This is a genomic window from Zoogloea sp. JDB1, assembly GCF_056724025.1.
Genome location: NZ_CM161496.1, coordinates 5639295 through 5656243, shown reverse-complemented (window position 1 = coordinate 5656243; position 16949 = coordinate 5639295). Strand labels below are relative to the sequence as shown.

18 protein-coding genes are annotated in these 16949 nt (G+C 63.6%); 14 read left to right on the top strand and 4 right to left on the bottom strand.

All coding sequences use genetic code 11. From position 1 onward, the window contains the following. Positions 1–38: 38 nt before the first annotated feature. From AC1PPK_RS25680 to AC1PPK_RS25665, 4 genes are all read left to right on the top strand, one after another. Positions 39–404 (top strand): transposase, encoded by a 366-nt coding sequence (locus tag AC1PPK_RS25680; RefSeq protein WP_481115800.1) that lies wholly within the window; start codon positions 39–41, stop codon positions 402–404. Then, the gene (gene tnpB, locus AC1PPK_RS25675) at positions 392–634 is read left to right on the top strand and encodes an IS66 family insertion sequence element accessory protein TnpB (protein WP_481115799.1); all 243 of its coding nucleotides are present in this window, start codon (positions 392–394) and stop codon (positions 632–634) included. The genes AC1PPK_RS25680 and tnpB overlap by 13 nt, the downstream gene beginning before the upstream one ends. Before the next feature lie 187 nt (positions 635–821). Next, the gene (gene scpB, locus AC1PPK_RS25670; protein ID WP_481115798.1) at positions 822–1595 is read left to right on the top strand and encodes a methylmalonyl-CoA decarboxylase; all 774 of its coding nucleotides are present in this window, start codon (positions 822–824) and stop codon (positions 1593–1595) included. Positions 1596–1653: 58 nt separating this feature from the next. Then, the gene (locus AC1PPK_RS25665; RefSeq protein ID WP_481115797.1) at positions 1654–2049 is read left to right on the top strand and encodes a PilZ domain-containing protein; all 396 of its coding nucleotides are present in this window, start codon (positions 1654–1656) and stop codon (positions 2047–2049) included. 68 nt (positions 2050–2117) lie between these two features. Here AC1PPK_RS25665 and AC1PPK_RS25660 read toward each other — a convergent pair whose 3' ends face one another. Together AC1PPK_RS25660 and AC1PPK_RS25655 are read right to left on the bottom strand one after the other, a co-directional pair. Then, a complete protein-coding gene (locus AC1PPK_RS25660) occupies positions 2118–2324 on the bottom strand; it encodes a glycine zipper 2TM domain-containing protein (protein ID WP_481115796.1) in 207 nt (68 codons plus the stop codon). A 140-nt stretch (positions 2325–2464) separates the two neighbouring features. Then, a complete protein-coding gene (locus AC1PPK_RS25655) occupies positions 2465–2611 on the bottom strand; it encodes a hypothetical protein (RefSeq protein WP_481115795.1) in 147 nt (48 codons plus the stop codon). A 184-nt stretch (positions 2612–2795) separates the two neighbouring features. On the opposite strand from AC1PPK_RS25655, the gene gcvA reads away from it, so the two are divergent. From gcvA to grxD, 5 genes are all read left to right on the top strand, one after another. Beyond that, positions 2796–3728, top strand: coding sequence for a transcriptional regulator GcvA (gcvA, locus tag AC1PPK_RS25650; RefSeq protein WP_481115794.1), 933 nt, complete (start codon positions 2796–2798; stop codon positions 3726–3728). Between the two features lie 76 nt (positions 3729–3804). Then, on the top strand, positions 3805–5058 hold the full coding sequence (hemA, locus tag AC1PPK_RS25645) for a glutamyl-tRNA reductase (protein WP_481115793.1): 1254 nt from the start codon (positions 3805–3807) through the stop codon (positions 5056–5058). A 47-nt stretch (positions 5059–5105) separates the two neighbouring features. Continuing rightward, positions 5106–6191: a peptide chain release factor 1 gene (gene prfA / locus AC1PPK_RS25640; protein WP_481118272.1), complete on the top strand. Its 1086-nt coding sequence runs from the start codon at positions 5106–5108 to the stop codon at positions 6189–6191. Next, complete coding sequence (prmC, locus tag AC1PPK_RS25635; RefSeq protein WP_481115792.1) at positions 6178–7008, top strand: peptide chain release factor N(5)-glutamine methyltransferase; 831 nt, start codon at positions 6178–6180, stop codon at positions 7006–7008. The genes prfA and prmC overlap by 14 nt, the downstream gene beginning before the upstream one ends. A gap of 64 nt (positions 7009–7072) precedes the next feature. Beyond that, complete coding sequence (grxD, locus tag AC1PPK_RS25630; protein WP_481115791.1) at positions 7073–7390, top strand: Grx4 family monothiol glutaredoxin; 318 nt, start codon at positions 7073–7075, stop codon at positions 7388–7390. Between the two features lie 68 nt (positions 7391–7458). Here grxD and AC1PPK_RS25625 read toward each other — a convergent pair whose 3' ends face one another. Both AC1PPK_RS25625 and argH read right to left on the bottom strand, forming a co-directional pair. Beyond that, positions 7459–8742, bottom strand: a complete 1284-nt coding sequence (locus AC1PPK_RS25625) for a protein kinase domain-containing protein (RefSeq protein WP_481115790.1) — start codon at positions 8740–8742, stop codon at positions 7459–7461. An 11-nt stretch (positions 8743–8753) separates the two neighbouring features. Next, positions 8754–10205 (bottom strand): argininosuccinate lyase, encoded by a 1452-nt coding sequence (gene argH / locus AC1PPK_RS25620; protein WP_481115789.1) that lies wholly within the window; start codon positions 10203–10205, stop codon positions 8754–8756. Positions 10206–10289: 84 nt separating this feature from the next. Here argH and AC1PPK_RS25615 point away from each other — a divergent pair, with 84 nt between their 5' ends. The 5 genes from AC1PPK_RS25615 to AC1PPK_RS25595 all read left to right on the top strand — a co-directional run bounded on the left by AC1PPK_RS25615 (position 10290) and on the right by AC1PPK_RS25595 (position 16942). Beyond that, positions 10290–11309, top strand: a complete 1020-nt coding sequence (locus AC1PPK_RS25615; RefSeq protein WP_481115788.1) for a sensor histidine kinase — start codon at positions 10290–10292, stop codon at positions 11307–11309. Beyond that, complete coding sequence (locus AC1PPK_RS25610) at positions 11306–12073, top strand: LytR/AlgR family response regulator transcription factor (RefSeq protein ID WP_481115787.1); 768 nt, start codon at positions 11306–11308, stop codon at positions 12071–12073. Before AC1PPK_RS25615 ends, AC1PPK_RS25610 begins: the two co-directional genes overlap by 4 nt. 134 nt (positions 12074–12207) lie before the next feature. After that, entirely contained in the window at positions 12208–14340 is a 2133-nt protein-coding gene (locus AC1PPK_RS25605) for a YgiQ family radical SAM protein (protein WP_481115786.1), read from the top strand. Between the two features lie 282 nt (positions 14341–14622). Then, a complete protein-coding gene (locus AC1PPK_RS25600; RefSeq protein WP_481115785.1) occupies positions 14623–15180 on the top strand; it encodes a hypothetical protein in 558 nt (185 codons plus the stop codon). A gap of 133 nt (positions 15181–15313) precedes the next feature. Continuing rightward, positions 15314–16942, top strand: coding sequence for a methyl-accepting chemotaxis protein (locus AC1PPK_RS25595; RefSeq protein WP_481115784.1), 1629 nt, complete (start codon positions 15314–15316; stop codon positions 16940–16942). The last annotated feature ends 7 nt before the right edge of the window (positions 16943–16949 follow it).

The following is a 16949-nucleotide window of genomic DNA, read 5'->3' as shown; positions in this document are numbered from 1 at the left end:
AACATAGTGCCCACTAGCCAATAGAAGCGGACACTTACATGAACGTCACGAAGCCTCGCCGTACCCGTCGCATCCATTCCGAGGCGTTCAAGCAGTCCCTGATCAAAGCCTGCGGCGAACCCGGCGCGTCGGTCGCCGGGGTGGCGCTGGCGAACGGGGTCAACGCCAACCAGTTGCGCCGCTGGATGCGCGAGCGGGGCATCGCGCCGCCCGAGTTGTCCTGTCTGCCGTTACGGATGGCGGCCTCCGAGCCGATGGGCGGCTTTGTCCCGGTGCCACTTTCCCCAAGCCTCGATGCCCCAATCCGCCTGGAACTACGCAAAGGCGCCGCAGTGGTCACGGTGGAGTGGCCCGCGTCTTCGGCCGCAGCTTGTGGAGCTTGGCTGCGCGAGTGGCTCGGGTGATCCGGGTCGAAGCCCTGTGGCTGTCGGTGGCTCCGCTCGACATGCGGGCCGGCATGGACACGATTCTCGCGCAGGTGGTACAGGTCTTCGGCGAAGCGCGCCCGCATCACGCCTACCTCTTCGCCAACCGACGGGGCACCCGGATGAAGGTGCTGATCCACGATGGCCAGGGGATCTGGCTCGCCGGGTGTATAGCGACAATGCTGCGCAAAGGGGAGGGTGTCGGATGATATGGTGTTTCTCCTTCCCAGCCTTATAAGTGAAGTGGCGGAGATTTCCTCAACCTAGCCAAGGCGGCGCGTCATTGCGATTCAATATTGTTTGGCATGCAGGCTCGACTTCAGTTTGCAAAGAGTCGTGTTGCCGTTCATGGCGGGCGAGACAACAGCGGTTTGAGCGATGCATGACAGGAATCCAATGCTGCAGATAGAGATAACCGACAGGATTGCGACCGTTACCCTGGACAGGGAAGATCGGCGCAATGCGCTTTGTGAGGAAATGGTCGATCAGTTCTCGGCCGCGTTGGAGTCATTTCGCGGGGTGGGCGTGCGCTGCGTGGTACTACGAGCCAGGCCGGGTTGCAAGGTCTGGTCTGCCGGGCACGACATCAACGAGCTACCTGAGGCTGGCCACGACCCGCTGGCGTGGCGTGACCCATTACGCAAGCTGATTCGGGAGATTGAGAGTTTTCCTGCGCCGATCATTGCGATGATTGAGGGAAGTGTGTGGGGAGGCGCCTGCGAGACCGTGTTTGCCTGTGATCTGATCATCGCGGCGGATGATGTGACTTTTGCCGCGACGCCAGCCAAACTGAGCGTGCCTTACAATGTGGGCGGCTTGCTGACTTTTCTCAATGCGGCAAACCTGCGCATAGCCAAGGAAATGCTTTTTACCGCCGCTCCGCTGTCCGCGTCACGTTTATGCAGTCTCGGGGTGATCAATCATGTCGTGCAGAAGTCGTCATTGGATGACGTGGTTTACGGCATGGCGAAGCGTATTGCGGCAAACGCACCCCTGTCCATTTCCGTGATGAAGGAACAGCTGCGGATTCTGGCTGGCGCGCATGCGATGGCTCCGGAGGACTTCGAGCGGATCCAGGGCTTGCGCAGGGTGGTTTACAACAGTCATGACTATGCGGAAGGGAGGCTGGCTTTCAAGGAGAAGCGGAAGCCAGAGTTCAACGGAGAGTGAGCGACTCGTCCGGATGTGCGGTGAGTGCCGCGGCGTATCAATGCTCGAGGATCTACGAATGCAGAGTGAACAACGCAGGAAATTTAGCCGGGTCCACTTTCAGGAAGGGGCCATGTTGGCACTGGCCGGGCATAGACTGGCGTGCGAAGTACGCGACCTGTCACTGAAAGGTGCATTGCTAACTTGTCCCGCGCTTGACGGATTGTCCAGTTCTGTCAAACGTGGAGAAGTTTGCCAATTGCGTCTTGTTCTGTCCGGGACAGGCGATGCTGCAGTGTCGATGGATGGTGAGATTGCTCACGCGGAGCAAATCGGTGGCCACCTTCACATTGGCATGCAGTGCCGGGAGATCGATCTGGACAGCATTACCCATCTGCGTCGCTTGGTGGAACTCAATCTCGGGGATGCGAGTGCTCTGGATCGCGAGATGGCCGCGCTGACAAGTGGTTACTGACAGATTCGCGGCGGCTGATGCTTGGTGCCGCCGCTTTTATTACGGACAAGTGCTGTTCCGGTGTGCCGTCAGCGCTTGATCTGATGGCCGATCACGCCGCCCACCGCTGCGCCACCGACTGTACCGCTGGTACTGCCCCCGGTCAGCACAGATCCGGCGACACCACCGATTGCCGCGCCGATTGCCGTGTTTTTGTCGCGAGTGCTCATGCTCGAGCAACCCATGAACGTGCTCATTGCCAGTACAAGTGCCAAGGTTCTCGTCATCGTTTTCATACTCTTCTCCAGTTACTCTTTATTGTCGGTCGGGGCCGATGGCTTGTTTTTCACTGTAGAAGATGAGCCGACGAGTGGGTGTAACCAGTCGTATGGATTTGTAAGCCGGCATTTGTGGAGGTTTGCCGGCCGTGGTTTGCTCAGAGCACGAGGCCAGCGAATACTTCCTTGAAATAGGCGTCGTCTTCTGTTGCAAGTTGTTTTCCGTTTGCGGTTTGATGACGTTCCGCTTCAACCCGCTGTTCCAGTTGCTTCGCAAGAAGATCGCGCAGTTCGGTGAAGCTCATGGCGTAGTCCTTTCAAGTAAGGGGGGCGCGGCCTGCCGCCTGGCGAGGGAGGAGGGGAAGGCGGGCGGCATGCTATTTCGTCGCGCCGTACAGTCAATATATTTTGCGTGTTGCGGTGCAGCAAACGAGTATTTGTAATGCTACGATTAAGTTTTGCTTATTCGTCTGTGTGATGAGCTACCGTTTGCCCCCTCTTTCCGCGCTGCGCGCATTCGAGTCAGCCGCTCGTCATCTGAGCTTCAAGCGTGCGGCCGCGGAGCTATTTGTGACGCCGGCGGCGATCAGCCAGCAGATCAAGACGCTTGAAGCCTATCTCGATACCCCGTTGTTCCGGCGCCGGCCGCGTGCGCTGGAGCTTACGGATGTGGGCATTGCGATGCTTCCCAAGGTCAGGGAAGGACTCGCCAATCTCGTCGCGGCCGTGGAGACGACGCGTCATGGTGGGCCGCGCGCGCTGACGGTCCATGTCCCACCCTTTTTCGCGCTGCGCTGGCTCGTGCCGCGCCTGCCACGGTTTGCGGTGTTGCACCCTGACATCGAATTGCGCCTGACCAGCAGCGAGGCCAGCATCGACGGAGTGGGGGAGTCGGTTGAGGTGCTGGCAGACCTGCATGGGGATGTGACCGACGTGATGGTGCGCTTCGGTATCGGTCACTACACGGGCTCCCAGTGCGACCTGATTCTTGCTCCGGACTACATGCTAGTGTGCAGCCCGGAGTTGATCGCCCGTTCAGGGCCCCTGCTGACGCCGGCGGATGTGTGTCGTCAAGTGCTGATCCATGACGAGTCCTTGCCGGATGAAGGCGGGCGTCCGAACTGGGCGGACTGGTTTCGTCTGGCCGGTCTGCCGGGGGCCGATGTCAGTCGGGGGCCGCGCTTCTCGAGTACCGCGCTCGTGCTCGAAGCGGTTCTGGGCGGGCAGGGCGTGGCCCTGATCCTGCGGCCGCTCATCGAGGTCGAGGTGGCTGCTGGCCGCCTGATCCTGCCTTTCGATGTCTCCATGCCTTCCCGCTACGCCTATCATCTGGTGATCTCCGATTCCGTCCGTGGGCGTCCGGAAGTGGGGGCTTTTCGCGAGTGGATGCTGACGGAAGCGGTCAAGTCGGATGGGCGGTAACGATGCGCACTTATCGCCAAATTTTCGGGTGATATAATCCGGCTTTGCCGAATTTCGCCACTGCCTGGCTTTTCCCGTGCAGCTTTTTGCCCTTGGCTTGAATCACCACACCGCGCCCCTGTCGATCCGCGAACAGGTCGCGTTTCGTCCTGAGCGTCTGGTTCAGGCGCTGGCTGATCTGGTGGAGGCCAAGCCGGTAAAAGAGGCGGCCATCCTGTCCACCTGCAACCGTACGGAGTTGTATTTCGCAACCCAGCAGCCGCAGCATGCGGCGGACTGGTTTGCCGAGTACCACCGCGTCGCGTTGAAGGATATCTCTCCTTACCTCTACACTTTTCCGCAGCGGGATGCGATCCGCCACGTGTTCCGGGTGGCAAGCGGGCTCGATTCGATGGTCATCGGCGAGCCGCAGATCCTTGGGCAGATGAAGGATGCGGTGCGCCAGGCCGAAGAGGCCGGAACGCTTGGCGCGACGATGCACAAGCTCTTCCAGCGCACCTTCTCGGTGGCCAAGGAAGTGCGTTCCACGACGGCGATCGGCGCCAACATCGTGTCGATGGCAGCTGCTGCCGTGCATCTGTCGGAGCGGATCTTCGAGCGGGTCAGCGATCAGAAGGTGCTGTTCATCGGTGCCGGCGAGATGATCGAGCTGTGTGCGGCGCATTTTGGTGGCGCTAAACCGCGTCGTCTGACAATCGCCAACCGGACCCAGTCACGGGCGGAGGACCTTGCGGCCCGTTTCGGCGGCGATGTGCTGCGTCTCGACCAGATCGGCGAGGCGCTGGCCGGCTACGACATCGTGGTGTCCTGTACCGGCAGTCCCTTGCCCATCATCGGGCTTGGTATGGTCGAACGGGCTCTGAAGGCGCGTCGTCACCGTCCGATGGTCATGGTAGACCTGGCTGTGCCGCGGGATATCGAAGGCGAAGTCGCCGGACTCGACGACGTGTTCCTCTACACGGTTGATGACCTTGCGCAGGTGGTGGATTCTGGTCTCGAGTCCCGTCAGGCGGCGGTAGTCGAAGCCGAGACCATCATCGATGAGCGCGTCGATGGCTTCTTGCACTGGCTCGACAGCCGCGATACGGTGCCGACCATCCGTGCGCTGCGTTCCCACGCCGACGAACTGCGCCGTGCCGAGCTCGAACGGGCTGTGCGCCTGCTGTCCCGTGGCGACGATCCGCAGAAGGTGCTTGAGGCCCTCAGCCACGGGCTGACCAACAAATTCATGCATGCCCCGACGCGTTTTCTGAACGACGCGGAGGGGGACCAGCGGGGCGACAGCGCTGAGCTGGTCCAGCGTATCTTCAATCTCCACCGAGACCACTAGCCCCATCGGGGAGGTCGTCCTCGCCTGCAGCCGCAGGCCCCATGCCAATGAAACAGCGTATCCGCGACAAGCTGGACAATCTTGCCGACCGCCTGCAGGAGCTCGATCGCCTGCTTGCCAGCAGCGAGGCGGCCAGCGACATGGACAACTACCGCAAGCTCACGCGCGAGCATGCTGAAATCTCGCCTGTCGTTGCGCTTTACCGGGACTTCTGTCAGGCGCTCGAAGACGAAGCCACCGCCAAGGATATGTTGGCCGACCCGGAGATGAGGGAGCTGGCCGTTGCCGAGTTGGAGACCGCCCAGGCAACACAGGCTCGTATCGACAGCGAACTGCAGACGGCCCTGCTGCCCCGCGACCCCAACGACGAGCGCAACCTGTTCCTGGAAATCCGTGCGGGTACGGGCGGCGACGAGGCGGCGCTGTTCGCCGGTGACCTGCTGCGCATGTACACCCGTTACGCGGAGCGCCAGGGCTGGCGTGTCGAGATCATTTCGGCCAGCGATTCCGAACTGGGCGGCTACAAGGAAGTCATCGTCCGGGTGGCCGGCAATGGTGCCTATTCCCGCCTGAAGTTCGAATCCGGCGGCCACCGCGTGCAGCGGGTGCCGGCCACCGAAACCCAGGGGCGTATCCATACGTCGGCTTGTACGGTAGCCGTCATGCCTGAAGCCGATGAAGTCGGTGACGTGGAGCTCAACCCCGCGGATCTGCGCATCGATACCTTCCGGGCTTCCGGTGCTGGTGGCCAGCACATCAACAAGACCGACTCGGCGGTGCGCATCACCCACATTCCCACCGGCATCGTGGCGGAGTGCCAGGACGGGCGCTCCCAGCACCAGAACAAGGCTTCCGCGCTGCGTGTGCTGGCGGCGCGGATCAAGGACATCCAGGTGCGCGAGCAGCAGGCCCGCGAGGCGGCGACCCGCAAGAGCCTGGTCGGCAGTGGGGATCGTTCCGAGCGCATCCGCACCTACAACTACCCGCAGGGCCGGCTCACCGATCACCGTATCAACCTGACTCTCTACAAGCTCGACGCAGTGATGCAGGGCGATCTGGATGAAGTCGTCGCGGCGCTGACCGCTGAGCACCAGGCCGAGCTACTGGCGGCTCTGGCCGATGAGAATGCCTGAGCTGACTCTTGGTAGCGCGCTGGCGGCGGCACGCGGGCGCATCCCGGCCAGTGAGGCGCGCATGTTCCTGTGCCGGCTGCTCGGCATTGGGGCTGCCCAGGTGGCGGCTTACCCGGAACGCGGCCTGTCGGCCGAGCAGTCCGCGCACTATGCGGACTGGCTCGAACGCCGCGTGGCCGGCGAGCCGATGGCCTACATCCTCGGTGAGCGGGAGTTCTACGGGCGGCGTTTCCAGGTAAATCCGGCGGTGCTGATTCCGCGTCCCGAAACCGAACTGATCGTCGACCTCGTCCGTGAGCGGATTCGTCCCGGCAACGCGCCGCGCATCCTTGATCTGGGAACGGGCAGCGGCGCGCTGGCCGTGACGCTGGCGCTGGAAATTCCGGATGCGCAGGTGACGGCGGTGGACCTGTCACCAGTTGCACTTGATGTGGCGCGTGGCAACGCGGCAAGCCTCGGCGCCAAGGTGCACTTTATCGTGAGCGACTGGTTTTCCGCGGTGGAAGCGACAGCTTTCGATTTCATTGTCAGCAATCCACCGTATATTGCCGACGCGGATCCGCACCTGAAGGAAGGCGACGTGCGTTTCGAGCCCCACACGGCGCTGGCGTCAGGGCCTGCAGGGCTCGACGATCTGCGCCGGATTACGCTGGCGGCGCCGGCCTTCCTGGCGCCCCGTGGTTACTTGTTCATCGAGCATGGCTACGATCAGGCGGCAATGGTCCGTGACTTGCTTGTTTCTTCGGGCTTTCAGGAGGTGGCGTCAGCGGTGGATCTGGCTGGTATCGAAAGAACGAGCCATGGCCGCTACCCTTGACGCCTTCCTCCGTCAGGCCTAGACTTTCCCGACTGAATTGCTCAACTATTTTTGCGAGACCACGATGGACGTTCAAAAGATCATTCACGAACAAGTCACCACGCACCCGGTCGTGCTGTACATGAAGGGTACGCCGGCGATGCCGCGCTGTGGCTTCTCCGCCGCTGCTGCGCAGATCCTCAAGGTTTCCGGTGTGCAGAACCTGTTCTCCGTCGATGTGCTGGCCGACGAAGCCATCCGTCAGGGCATCAAAGAATATGCCAACTGGCCGACCATTCCGCAGCTCTACATCAAGGGCGAATTCGTCGGCGGTTCGGACATCATGAAGGAAATGTTCGACTCCGGTGAGCTGAAGAAGCTGATCGATGAAGCGCTGGCCTGAGCTGGGCTGAGTTGAATACAAACGGGGCAGCCATTGGCTGCCCCGTTTGCGTTGGAGGCTACCTTGCTTCAGACGCTGGAGATGCGGCTGTTGGCCAGGGACAGGCGAGTGGCGAGGACTTCAAGGAAGCCCTTGTAGAAGTGCATCTGACACAGGGCGGAGGCGCGCAGCAGGGCCGGTGCCCGGATGATCAGGATGCGCGTCTCGGTGGTGGCTTCCACCGAGGCGGTGCGTGCGCCGCGTCCGGCCGTGAATAGTGCCATCTCGCCGAAGCAGTCGCCGGTGCTGAGCACGTTGAGCAGGTGGCCCTTTTTGATGATGCGCAGCTCGCCATCCACGACGATGCAGAAATGATTGCCCGGCTCGCCTTCCTTCATGACGATGGAGCCAGCCGGAATCAGCCTCCATTCCGCAAAGCGGACGATCTCCCAGATTTCGATGTCGCTGAACTCCCGGAAAAAGCGGAAGGCTCGCAGACGCTCGAACTTGGCACTCTCCGGTGGCTCGCTGCGGTCGTCCGCGGCAAGATTACGGTTGCGGTACGCTTGGGCCAGGTCGTGGGAAAACTCCATCCAGGTCGCGTAACGCGCGGATAGATCCTTCTGCATCGCACGCACGACGATAGCGTCCAGCTCGGGCGGAATCTCCTGACGGATACTCGATGGTGGCGGGGCGACCTGATTGGCGATCTGGTAGATCAGGTTGACGTTGGTGCTGGCCTGGAAGGGTAGTTGGCCGGTCAGCAGCTGGTACATCACCACGCCGAGGGAATAGATGTCGGTGCGGTGATCCAGCGGCATTTCGCGGACCTGCTGCGGCGACATGTAGGCCGGCGAGCCGAGGCCAGATACTTGTGTCGTCTCACTGGCCGTGAAGATCGCTGCACCGAAGTCGGATACCTTGATGTCCTGGCCGTTTGGTGAGGTGAGCAGGATGTTGGCCGGCTTGATGTCCCGGTGCGTGACGCCCTGCAGGTAAGCGTAGTCGAGCGCTCGCGTGCACTTGAAAACAATCTCCACCAGATGCTCAAAGGACAGCAGATTGTCCGGCTTCGTGAAGGGTTCCAGCGTGCCGCCGCGCACGTACTCCATCACCACGTAGGCGTCCCGGTCCTCGATGACCGCATCGTGGATCTGGGCGATGTGCGGATGCTGCAACTTGCCGGCGAGGGAGGCCTCGTTGAGCAGCAGGTGGTGGTACAGCGCGGTGCGGTCGGTGCTGCGCAGGATCTCCGGATGGAGGCGCTTGATGGCCACCTCGCGCTGGCTGAAAGGATCGAAGCCGAGATAGACAGCGCTCGTCGCGCTCTCGCCGAGCAAACGCCGGATCTCGTACTTGCCAATCCTTTCCATGATGCTCCTCCTCAGGCCAGACGAGCGCGTGCGCGAGCGATGGCTGCGCGTACCTGGTTTGGGGCCGTGCCACCCACATGATCGCGAGCGGCGAGGGAACCCTCGACCGTCAAGACTTGGAACACATCCTCGCCCAGACGTTCGACCGCGCCGGCCACATGGGCCATCGCAGCGCGCAACTCTTCGAGAGGGATCTGCGGCAGGTCGCAGCCCTTGGCATCGGCGGCGCGCACGGCCAGCGCGACGGCCTCGTGGGCGTCGCGGAAGGGCAGGCCCTTCTTCACAAGATAGTCGGCCAGGTCGGTGGCGGTGGCGTAACCCTGGGTCAGCGCGGCCTGCATGGCGGCCGGCTTGACGCGTACGTTGAAGACCTTCTCGCCGTTCTCGACGCGGCTGCCCATCATGTCGGCGTAGATGCGCAGGGTGTCGATGGCGGTATCGGCGGAGTCGAACAGCGGCTCCTTATCTTCCTGATTGTCCTTGTTGTAGGCCAGCGGCTGGCCCTTCATCAGGGTCAGCAGTGCGATCAGGTTGCCGTTGGCACGGCCAGTCTTGCCGCGCACAAGTTCGGGTACGTCGGGGTTCTTCTTCTGCGGCATGATCGAACTGCCCGTGCAGAACCGGTCGGCCAGGTCGATGAAGCCGACGCGCGGGCTCATCCACAGGATGAGTTCTTCGGACAGGCGCGACAGGTGGGTCATCAGCAGCGACACGGCAGCGCTGAACTCGATTGCGAAGTCCCGGTCCGACACCGCGTCGAGAGAGTTGAAGCAGACCTCCTCGAAGCCCAGCAGCTCCGCCACATATTCCCGGTCGATAGGGTAGGTGGTGCCGGCCAGCGCGGCGGAACCCAGCGGCAGGCGGTTGACCCGCTTGCGACAGTCGGCGAAGCGCTCGGCGTCGCGGCGCGTCATCTCGTAGTACGCCATCAGGTGATGGCCGAAGGTGACCGGCTGGGCGACCTGCAGGTGGGTGAAACCCGGCAGCGGGGTGTCGGCGTGGTGCTCGGCCAGGTCGAGGACGGCCAACTGGAATTCGCGGATCAGGCCGAGGATGGTGTCGATGGCGTCGCGCAGCCACAGGCGGATGTCGGTGGCGACCTGGTCGTTACGGCTGCGGCCGGTGTGCAGGCGCTTGCCGGCGTCGCCGACGAGGGCGGTGAGGCGCTTCTCGATGTTGAGGTGGACGTCTTCGTCGTCGAGGTTCCAGTTGAACTCGCCGCGCTCGATCTCGCCGACGATCTGCGTCATGCCGCGCTCGATGTCGGCCAGGTCGGTGGTGCCGATGATGCCCTGCCTGGCCAGCATCTTGGCGTGGGCGAGGGAGCCGCGGATGTCCTGGGCGGCCATGCGGTTGTCGAAAAACACGCTGGCGGTATAGCGCTTGACCAGGTCGGAAACGGGTTCGGAAAAGCGGCCGGACCAGGCTTTGGGGCCGTCCTGCGGCGCGGATTGATCTGCCATAATTGCGAATGCTCTCTGCGATTAAGTTGGCCTATGCCCGTGGAGAATCCCGTGGATTCAAGGTTTTGGCCCGATTTTTGACCCATGAGTATAAAACAAAACCCGCAGCTTGCCGGTCGCATGCGCTACCAGGGGGCCTTGCCAGACTTCCGCAATCTGGGCGTCGTGTTGCGCGTCCTGCTGCTCGTCAATGTCCTGGCGTTGCTGGCGGTGTTCGTGCGCAACGAGGTCGGCAGCCGCTTTGTGCAGGAAGTGCTCGATATGGCGATGCGTGTCGAATACCCCCTGATCCTGTCGGTCGCGCTGCTGTTCCTGCTTCAGCCCGTGCTGAGCCGTCTGCCGACGCCGGGCGGGGCCGTTGCCGCAGGTGGTTGCGTCCTCGCAGTGGTTGTGCTCTCCCATCTGCTGCTGACTCCGGTGGATGGCTATGGCTTGGGGCGTTCCTTGGTCTGGTCCTGTATTGCGTTCGGCTGCGTGCTAGCTTATTTCCATCACCGTGGCGCCACCTATGCGCCGGCGCTTGCTGAAGCCCGCCTGATGGCGCTGACAGCGCGGATCCGCCCGCATTTCCTGTTCAACAGCCTGAACGGCGTGCTCGGCGTGCTGCGCTCCAATCCACGGCGGGCCGAGGAGGCCCTGGAGGAGTTGTCCGATCTCTTCCGGGCTCTGATGCAGGACAGCCGTGACTTGGTGCCCCTGGCTGAAGAGACGCGCTTGTGCGAACGCTATCTGAACCTGGAGCGCCTGCGCCTCGGCGGGCGGCTGGCCGTGGACTGGGCCCGCGATCCGGCCGCCGATGCGGCACTGGTACCGCCGCTGATGCTCCAGCCATTGGTCGAAAACGCCGTCTATCACGGCATCGAGCCCGGAGAGACCGGGGGGACCGTCTCCATCTCCACAGCCCGGCGCGGTGCGGAGGTCCATATCGAGATCGCCAACCCTATGTGCGGCGTTGCCATGCATCATGTGGGCAATCGCATGGCGGTGGATAACATCCGGGAGCGTCTGATGCTGTTCTTCGATCTGGAAGCGAGTCTGGACGTCGAGCAGGGGAATGACGTTTACCGGGTACGCATCCGTCTGCCTTTCAGGATTGCCAGATGAACGCTGTGTCGCCGCTCTCCGTGCTGATCGTCGATGATGAAGCGCCGGCCCGCACGCGCCTGCAGGACCTGCTCGGAGATCTTGCCGATGCGCACCCAACCCGCGTCATCGGTGCCGCGGCCAATGGGGTGGACGCCCTGGCCGTGCTGGAGCGGCAGAGGGCGGATCTGGTGCTGACTGACATCCGAATGCCGATCATGAACGGCATCGAGCTGGCCCGCCACCTGGGACGGCTCGAGTCGCCGCCGGCCGTGGTGTTCACCACCGCCTACGATGAATATGCGGTGCAGGCCTTCGAGCTGGCGGCCATCGATTACCTGCTCAAGCCGGTGCGTGCCAGCCGTCTCGCCGATGCACTGGTCAAGGTGCGGCGCCAGCTTCGGCCGTCCGAGGAGGTCTTGCGCAAGCTGTCGCCGGGTGGCCGCGGGCATTTCAGCGTCAGTGAGCGCGGACGCATCCTGCTGGTGCCGGTGACCGATGTGCTGTTCCTCAAGGCCGAGCAGAAATACGTGGTGGCCCGCACCCGCGAGCGGGAATACCTGCTCGACGAATCCTTGGTGCAGCTCGAAGAGGAATTCGCCGGCCGCTTCCTGCGCATTCACCGCAACAGCCTGATCGCCATCCATGCCGTAAAGGGGGTCGCGCGCGCCACCACCGGGGAGGACGGCGAGGCCCACTGGGTCGTCTTGTTCGATGGGCTTGCCGAGCAGCTGCCGATCAGCCGGCGCCAGTGGCCGGTGGTCAAGGAGGCCTTGAAGGTATAGGGAACGTCCGGTTTCGCGGGTGTTCCAAGTTGGGCTCCCGTACAATCGCGCCCATGGAAAAACCCGGCACTACCCCCTCTTTGCTTTCGTATCCTCCTTACCGTCCCAAGCTGAAGCGGGCGCCTTTCCTGCCCATGAGCCGGTCGGAAATGGACGCGCTCGGCTGGGACGAATGCGACATCATCATCGTCACCGGCGATGCCTATATCGACCATCCCAGTTTCGGCATGGCGCTGGTCGGCCGCGCGCTGGAAGCCCAGGGTTTCCGCGTCGGCATCATCAGCCAGCCGGACTGGCATTCCGCCGACGCCTTCCGCGCCCTCGGCAAGCCGCGCCTGTTCTACGGCATCACCGCCGGCAACATGGATTCGATGATCAACCGCTACACCGCCGACCGCAAGCCGCGCTCGGACGACGCCTACACGGCGGACGCTCTGCCCGACAAGCGTCCCGACCGGGCGGTAGTGGTGTATCCCCAGCGTGCCCGCGAAGCCTATCCAGATGCCAACATCGTGATCGGCAGCATCGAGGCCAGCCTGCGCCGCATCGCCCATTACGACCACTGGTCCGAGAAGGTACGTCGCTCGGTCCTGCCTGATTCCAAGGCCGACCTGCTGATCTTCGGTTCTGGCGAGCGGGCGGTGATCGCGCTGGCCCATCGCCTGGCCGCCGGCGAGCCGATCGAAGAGATCCGCGACCTGCGCGGCACCGCCTTCATGGTCAAGCCCGGCTGGCACCCGGAGGGCTTCGTGGAGATCGATTCCGTCGCCGTCGATCGGCCCGGCCCCGTCGAGCCCCATCCCGATCCGTATGCGATGGAACCCCAGCAGCCCGCCCCGGCGACGCCGGGTGGCGCGCAGCCGGTGCGCATCGTTCCAGCCGCCGAACGCGTCGCAGCCCGCAAGGCCGCGCGCGCCCACCAGGTCATCCGTCTGCCGGCCTACGAGGTGGTGAAGGACGACCGGGTGATGTACGCCCACGCGTCGCGCACCTTCCACCTGGAGTCCAACCCCGGCAATGCCCGCGCGATGGTCCAGGCCCACGGTGTCGGCCCCGGCTGCCGCGATGTGTGGCTCAACCCGCCGCCGCTGCCGCTCTCCACCGAGGAGATGGACTGGGTCTTCGGCCAGCCCTACGCCCGTCAGCCGCACCCGAGCTATGGCGAAGCGCGCATCCCGGCCTGGGACATGATCCGTTTTTCGATCAACATTATGCGCGGCTGTTTCGGCGGCTGTACCTTCTGCTCGATCACCGAGCACGAGGGGCGCATCATCCAGAGCCGCTCGGAAGCCTCCATCCTCAAGGAGATCGCGGAGATCCGCGACAAGACGCCGGGCTTCACCGGCACCATCTCCGACCTTGGCGGCCCCACCGCCAACATGTACCGGATGGCCTGCAAGGACCCGAAGATCGAGTCCTCCTGCCGGCGTCTGTCCTGTGTGTTCCCGGGCATCTGCGAGAACCTCGGCACCGATCACGGTCCGCTGATTCAGCTATACCGCAAGGCGCGGGCGATCCCCGGCGTGAAGAAGGTGCTGATCGGCTCCGGCCTGCGCTACGACCTCGCCGTGCGTTCGCCGGAGTACGTGAAGGAGCTGGTCACCCACCACGTCGGCGGCCTGCTCAAGATCGCCCCCGAGCACACCGAGGAGGGCCCGCTCTCCAAGATGATGAAGCCGGGCATCGGCACCTACGACCGCTTCAAGGAGATGTTCGAGCGCTTCTCCAAGGAAGCCGGCAAGAAGCAGCACCTGATTCCCTACTTCATCGCGGCCCACCCGGGCACTACGGACGAGGACATGGTCAATCTGGCCTTGTGGCTGAAGACCAACAACTTCAAGCTCGACCAGGTGCAGACCTTCATGCCGACGCCGATGGCGATGGCGACGACCATGTACCACTCGGGCAAGAACCCGCTGCGCAAGGTGTCGGCGGGGTCTGAAGCGGTGGATACGCCTAAGTCCGGCCGCCAGCGCCGCCTGCACAAGGCGCTGCTGCGCTACCACGATCCGGAAGGCTGGCCGCTGATCCGTGAAGCCCTGCGGGCCATGGGGCGTGGCGACTTGATCGGCGCATCTCCGCGCCATCTGGTGCCGCGCGATCAGCCCGTGATCCTTGATCGTAGCGGTGAAGGGCGGAGGGGGAGCGCCGGAGCGTCCCGGAAGAGTGGCGCTAAGGCCGCCAGCCCGGTGGGGGCGCGACGAGCGCCGCCGGACGTTCGCCGGCCGTCGGCGCCGGTAGCGGGGCGGCCGCGCGGGAAACGTTGATCGGCTTGCTGGAACGATAGCTCGCCGGTTCGCAGCGGCAAGACACACAGCCAGGCACCGTTCCGAAACGCACAGCAAGTGTGGAATGAAGCCCGGCCGATCGGCCGGGCTTGTCTTTTCTGTGCGCGTCGCGGATGCACCATTGTCGTCTTTGCGACATGTCCCGATATCCGTCGATGGTGCGAAAAGCCTTGTCCCGCAAGGCATGACCGTTTTCGTACAGGCTGGCATTCCTCTTGCACAGTAATGGCCATTTGCCATCTACCTGCCAAGGAAGCCGCCATGCTGTACGACCGCTATGAAAAAGACCAACTCCTCTTCAACATGAACTTCAAGGAAGCCGTCGGCGACAAGGCTGCTTACCGCGGCGAATTGGTGGTGGTCGAAGGGGACATCGGTGACGCTCAGGGCCGCCGCAATGCGCCGAAGGCCGTGTTGAAGCAGGGCGTGTCCCTGGCCGCCGGCGACAAGCTGGTGTTCCTGTCCGGCTCCCTCGACCAACTCGACCTGCTCGAGCCGCTGCTGGCCAAGTACGGCCCCGACTTCACCGAAGGCACCAAGGCGATCCTGTTCGTGGTCAACGTTGCCAAGCAGGTGCTGTTCGATTTCAACGGCGCCACCGTTGAGCTGATCCCGCTGCAGGATGGTATGACCTGGAACGAACTGGCCGATCTGATCGGCTACGAGAAGGAAGACTTCAAGGGCCAGACGGCCTCCCAGAAGGTGGTGACTCTTGTGGACGGCCTGGCCTCCCGCAAGCCGAAGCTCGACAAGCTCACCCTTGCCGAAGTCATGGGCCTGGCCACCGACGCCAAGCGGGAAGCCCGCGGCGCGGTGTAAGCCACCGTGCCAGGAGAAACAGTGCGTTGCACCGTTTCTCCCTTCCCCGTGACCTGCCGACAGCCGGCTCGCCGTTCCTGCGAGCCGGCTGTGGCCGTTGCGTCCGGATACCCGAGCCGAAGCCTCTGCCATCATGCGCATCAATCAGCCTGTTACCCGTTCGGAAACCCTGCTGCCGGACGGTGAATTCATCTATTCCCGCACCGACCTGAGGGGCACGATCATCGAGGCCAATGAGGCCTTCGCCAGGGTCAGCGGCTTCCGCCGCGAAGAGATGCTCGGCCAGCCGCACAATATGGTGCGCCATCCGGACATGCCGCCGCAGGCCTTTGCAGATATGTGGCGCGACCTGCAGGCCGGGCGACCGTGGCGCGGCCTGGTCAAGAACCGGCGTAGTGACGGCGGCTATTACTGGGTCGTCGCCAATGCCTCGCCGGTGCGTGAGCACGGTAGGGTCACCGGCTACCAGTCGATCCGCGCGCGCCCGGCACCGGGTGACGTGGCCGCTGCCGAAGCGGCCTACATGCGTATTACCGATGGAGACACCTCGATCCGCATCGAACATGGCCGCGTGGTGCCGGTGCGGGTGTCGCCGTGGGCGCTGCTCGGCTCCTTCCCGGTGCAGCTGATCGGAGTGGGCTTGGGCTGTCTGCTCGGCAGCCTGCTGATGGTGTCGGGTTTTACCCCGCAGCTGCCGCCTTATGTACTGCAGGGCCTGGGTCTGGTCGGCCTGCTGTGGAGCGCCTGGTTCCTGGCTTTCTTCGTGCCGCGCATGCGGCGGGATCTGGGCGCCATCACCGAACATATCGAACGCCTGTTGACCAGTGGCGACCTGGACCAGCGTTTCAATCTGTTGCGCCCCGATGTGGTCGGGCAGATTGGCCGTGGGCTCGACGATTTCGTCGCGTCGATGCAGGCCACCATCCAGGGGATGGCGGATACGGCATCACAGGTTCAGCAGGTGGCCCGCCGGGTCGCCCAGGGTGTTGCCGAAAGCGCCAGCTCGGCGGAGGTGCAGGGCGAGGCGACGGCCTCGGCGGCCCAGGGTATCGAACAGATTTCCCAGTCCATCGGCACCGTCGCAGCGTCGGCGGCGGCGACCCGCGCGGCGGCGGAAGCGGCCAGCCAGGTGTCGGCGCAGGGCGCCAGCCTGTCGGTGCAAGCCAGCGAAACCATTCTGGCGCTGGCCGAAACGGTCACCACGTCGGCCCAGCAAGTGGAGTTCCTCGGCACCCAGTCGGCCGAGATTTCGCGTATCTCCGGCGTGATCCGTGAGATCGCCGACCAGACCAACCTGTTGGCTCTCAATGCGGCCATTGAGGCAGCGCGGGCTGGCGAGCAGGGGCGTGGCTTTGCGGTGGTGGCCGACGAGGTGCGCAAGCTGGCCGAACGCACAGGCCAGGCGACCCAGGAGATCGGCACGATGATCGGCAGCATCCAGGCCGAGACTGGCAAGGCGGTGGATGGCATGCGCGCCGGTGCCGTGCAGGTGGAGGCCGGGGTGCGCCTGGTGCAGGATGCCCGCGAGGCGCTGCAGGCCATCCAGAGCCAGATGGCGGAAACCCAGGACATGGTGAACGGGATTTCGCGCCTCTCGGAAGAGCAGCAGGGGGCGGTGGCCCATCTGACCGGTAGCGTCGAGCGCGTGTCGGCGATGACCGACCAGAACCAGGCCGTAATCGGGGTGACCCGTGAGGCGGTGCAGATCCTCAATCAGGCCGTCGAGCGGATGGAGATTGCGGTGACCCAGTACGCGGTGTAGGTGGGGG

Excerpts from the sequence above, each read along its gene's own strand:
- AC1PPK_RS25605 (WP_481115786.1), top strand. The coding sequence starts at position 12,208 with ATGAGCCGGTCGGAAATGGACGCGCTCGGCTGGGACGAATGCGACATC.
- AC1PPK_RS25610 (WP_481115787.1), top strand. The coding sequence starts at position 11,306 with ATGAACGCTGTGTCGCCGCTCTCCGTGCTGATCGTCGATGATGAAGCG.
- AC1PPK_RS25600 (WP_481115785.1), top strand. The coding sequence starts at position 14,623 with ATGCTGTACGACCGCTATGAAAAAGACCAACTCCTCTTCAACATGAAC.
- grxD (WP_481115791.1), top strand. The coding sequence starts at position 7,073 with ATGGACGTTCAAAAGATCATTCACGAACAAGTCACCACGCACCCGGTC.
- scpB (WP_481115798.1), top strand. The coding sequence starts at position 822 with ATGCTGCAGATAGAGATAACCGACAGGATTGCGACCGTTACCCTGGAC.
- AC1PPK_RS25615 (WP_481115788.1), top strand. The coding sequence starts at position 10,290 with ATGAGTATAAAACAAAACCCGCAGCTTGCCGGTCGCATGCGCTACCAG.
- AC1PPK_RS25625 (WP_481115790.1), bottom strand. The coding sequence starts at position 8,742 with ATGGAAAGGATTGGCAAGTACGAGATCCGGCGTTTGCTCGGCGAGAGC.
- AC1PPK_RS25655 (WP_481115795.1), bottom strand. The coding sequence starts at position 2,611 with ATGAGCTTCACCGAACTGCGCGATCTTCTTGCGAAGCAACTGGAACAG.
- AC1PPK_RS25665 (WP_481115797.1), top strand. The coding sequence starts at position 1,654 with ATGCAGAGTGAACAACGCAGGAAATTTAGCCGGGTCCACTTTCAGGAA.
- prfA (WP_481118272.1), top strand. The coding sequence starts at position 5,106 with ATGAAACAGCGTATCCGCGACAAGCTGGACAATCTTGCCGACCGCCTG.
- AC1PPK_RS25680 (WP_481115800.1), top strand. The coding sequence starts at position 39 with ATGAACGTCACGAAGCCTCGCCGTACCCGTCGCATCCATTCCGAGGCG.
- argH (WP_481115789.1), bottom strand. The coding sequence starts at position 10,205 with ATGGCAGATCAATCCGCGCCGCAGGACGGCCCCAAAGCCTGGTCCGGC.
- prmC (WP_481115792.1), top strand. The coding sequence starts at position 6,178 with ATGAGAATGCCTGAGCTGACTCTTGGTAGCGCGCTGGCGGCGGCACGC.
- AC1PPK_RS25660 (WP_481115796.1), bottom strand. The coding sequence starts at position 2,324 with ATGAAAACGATGACGAGAACCTTGGCACTTGTACTGGCAATGAGCACG.
- AC1PPK_RS25595 (WP_481115784.1), top strand. The coding sequence starts at position 15,314 with ATGCGCATCAATCAGCCTGTTACCCGTTCGGAAACCCTGCTGCCGGAC.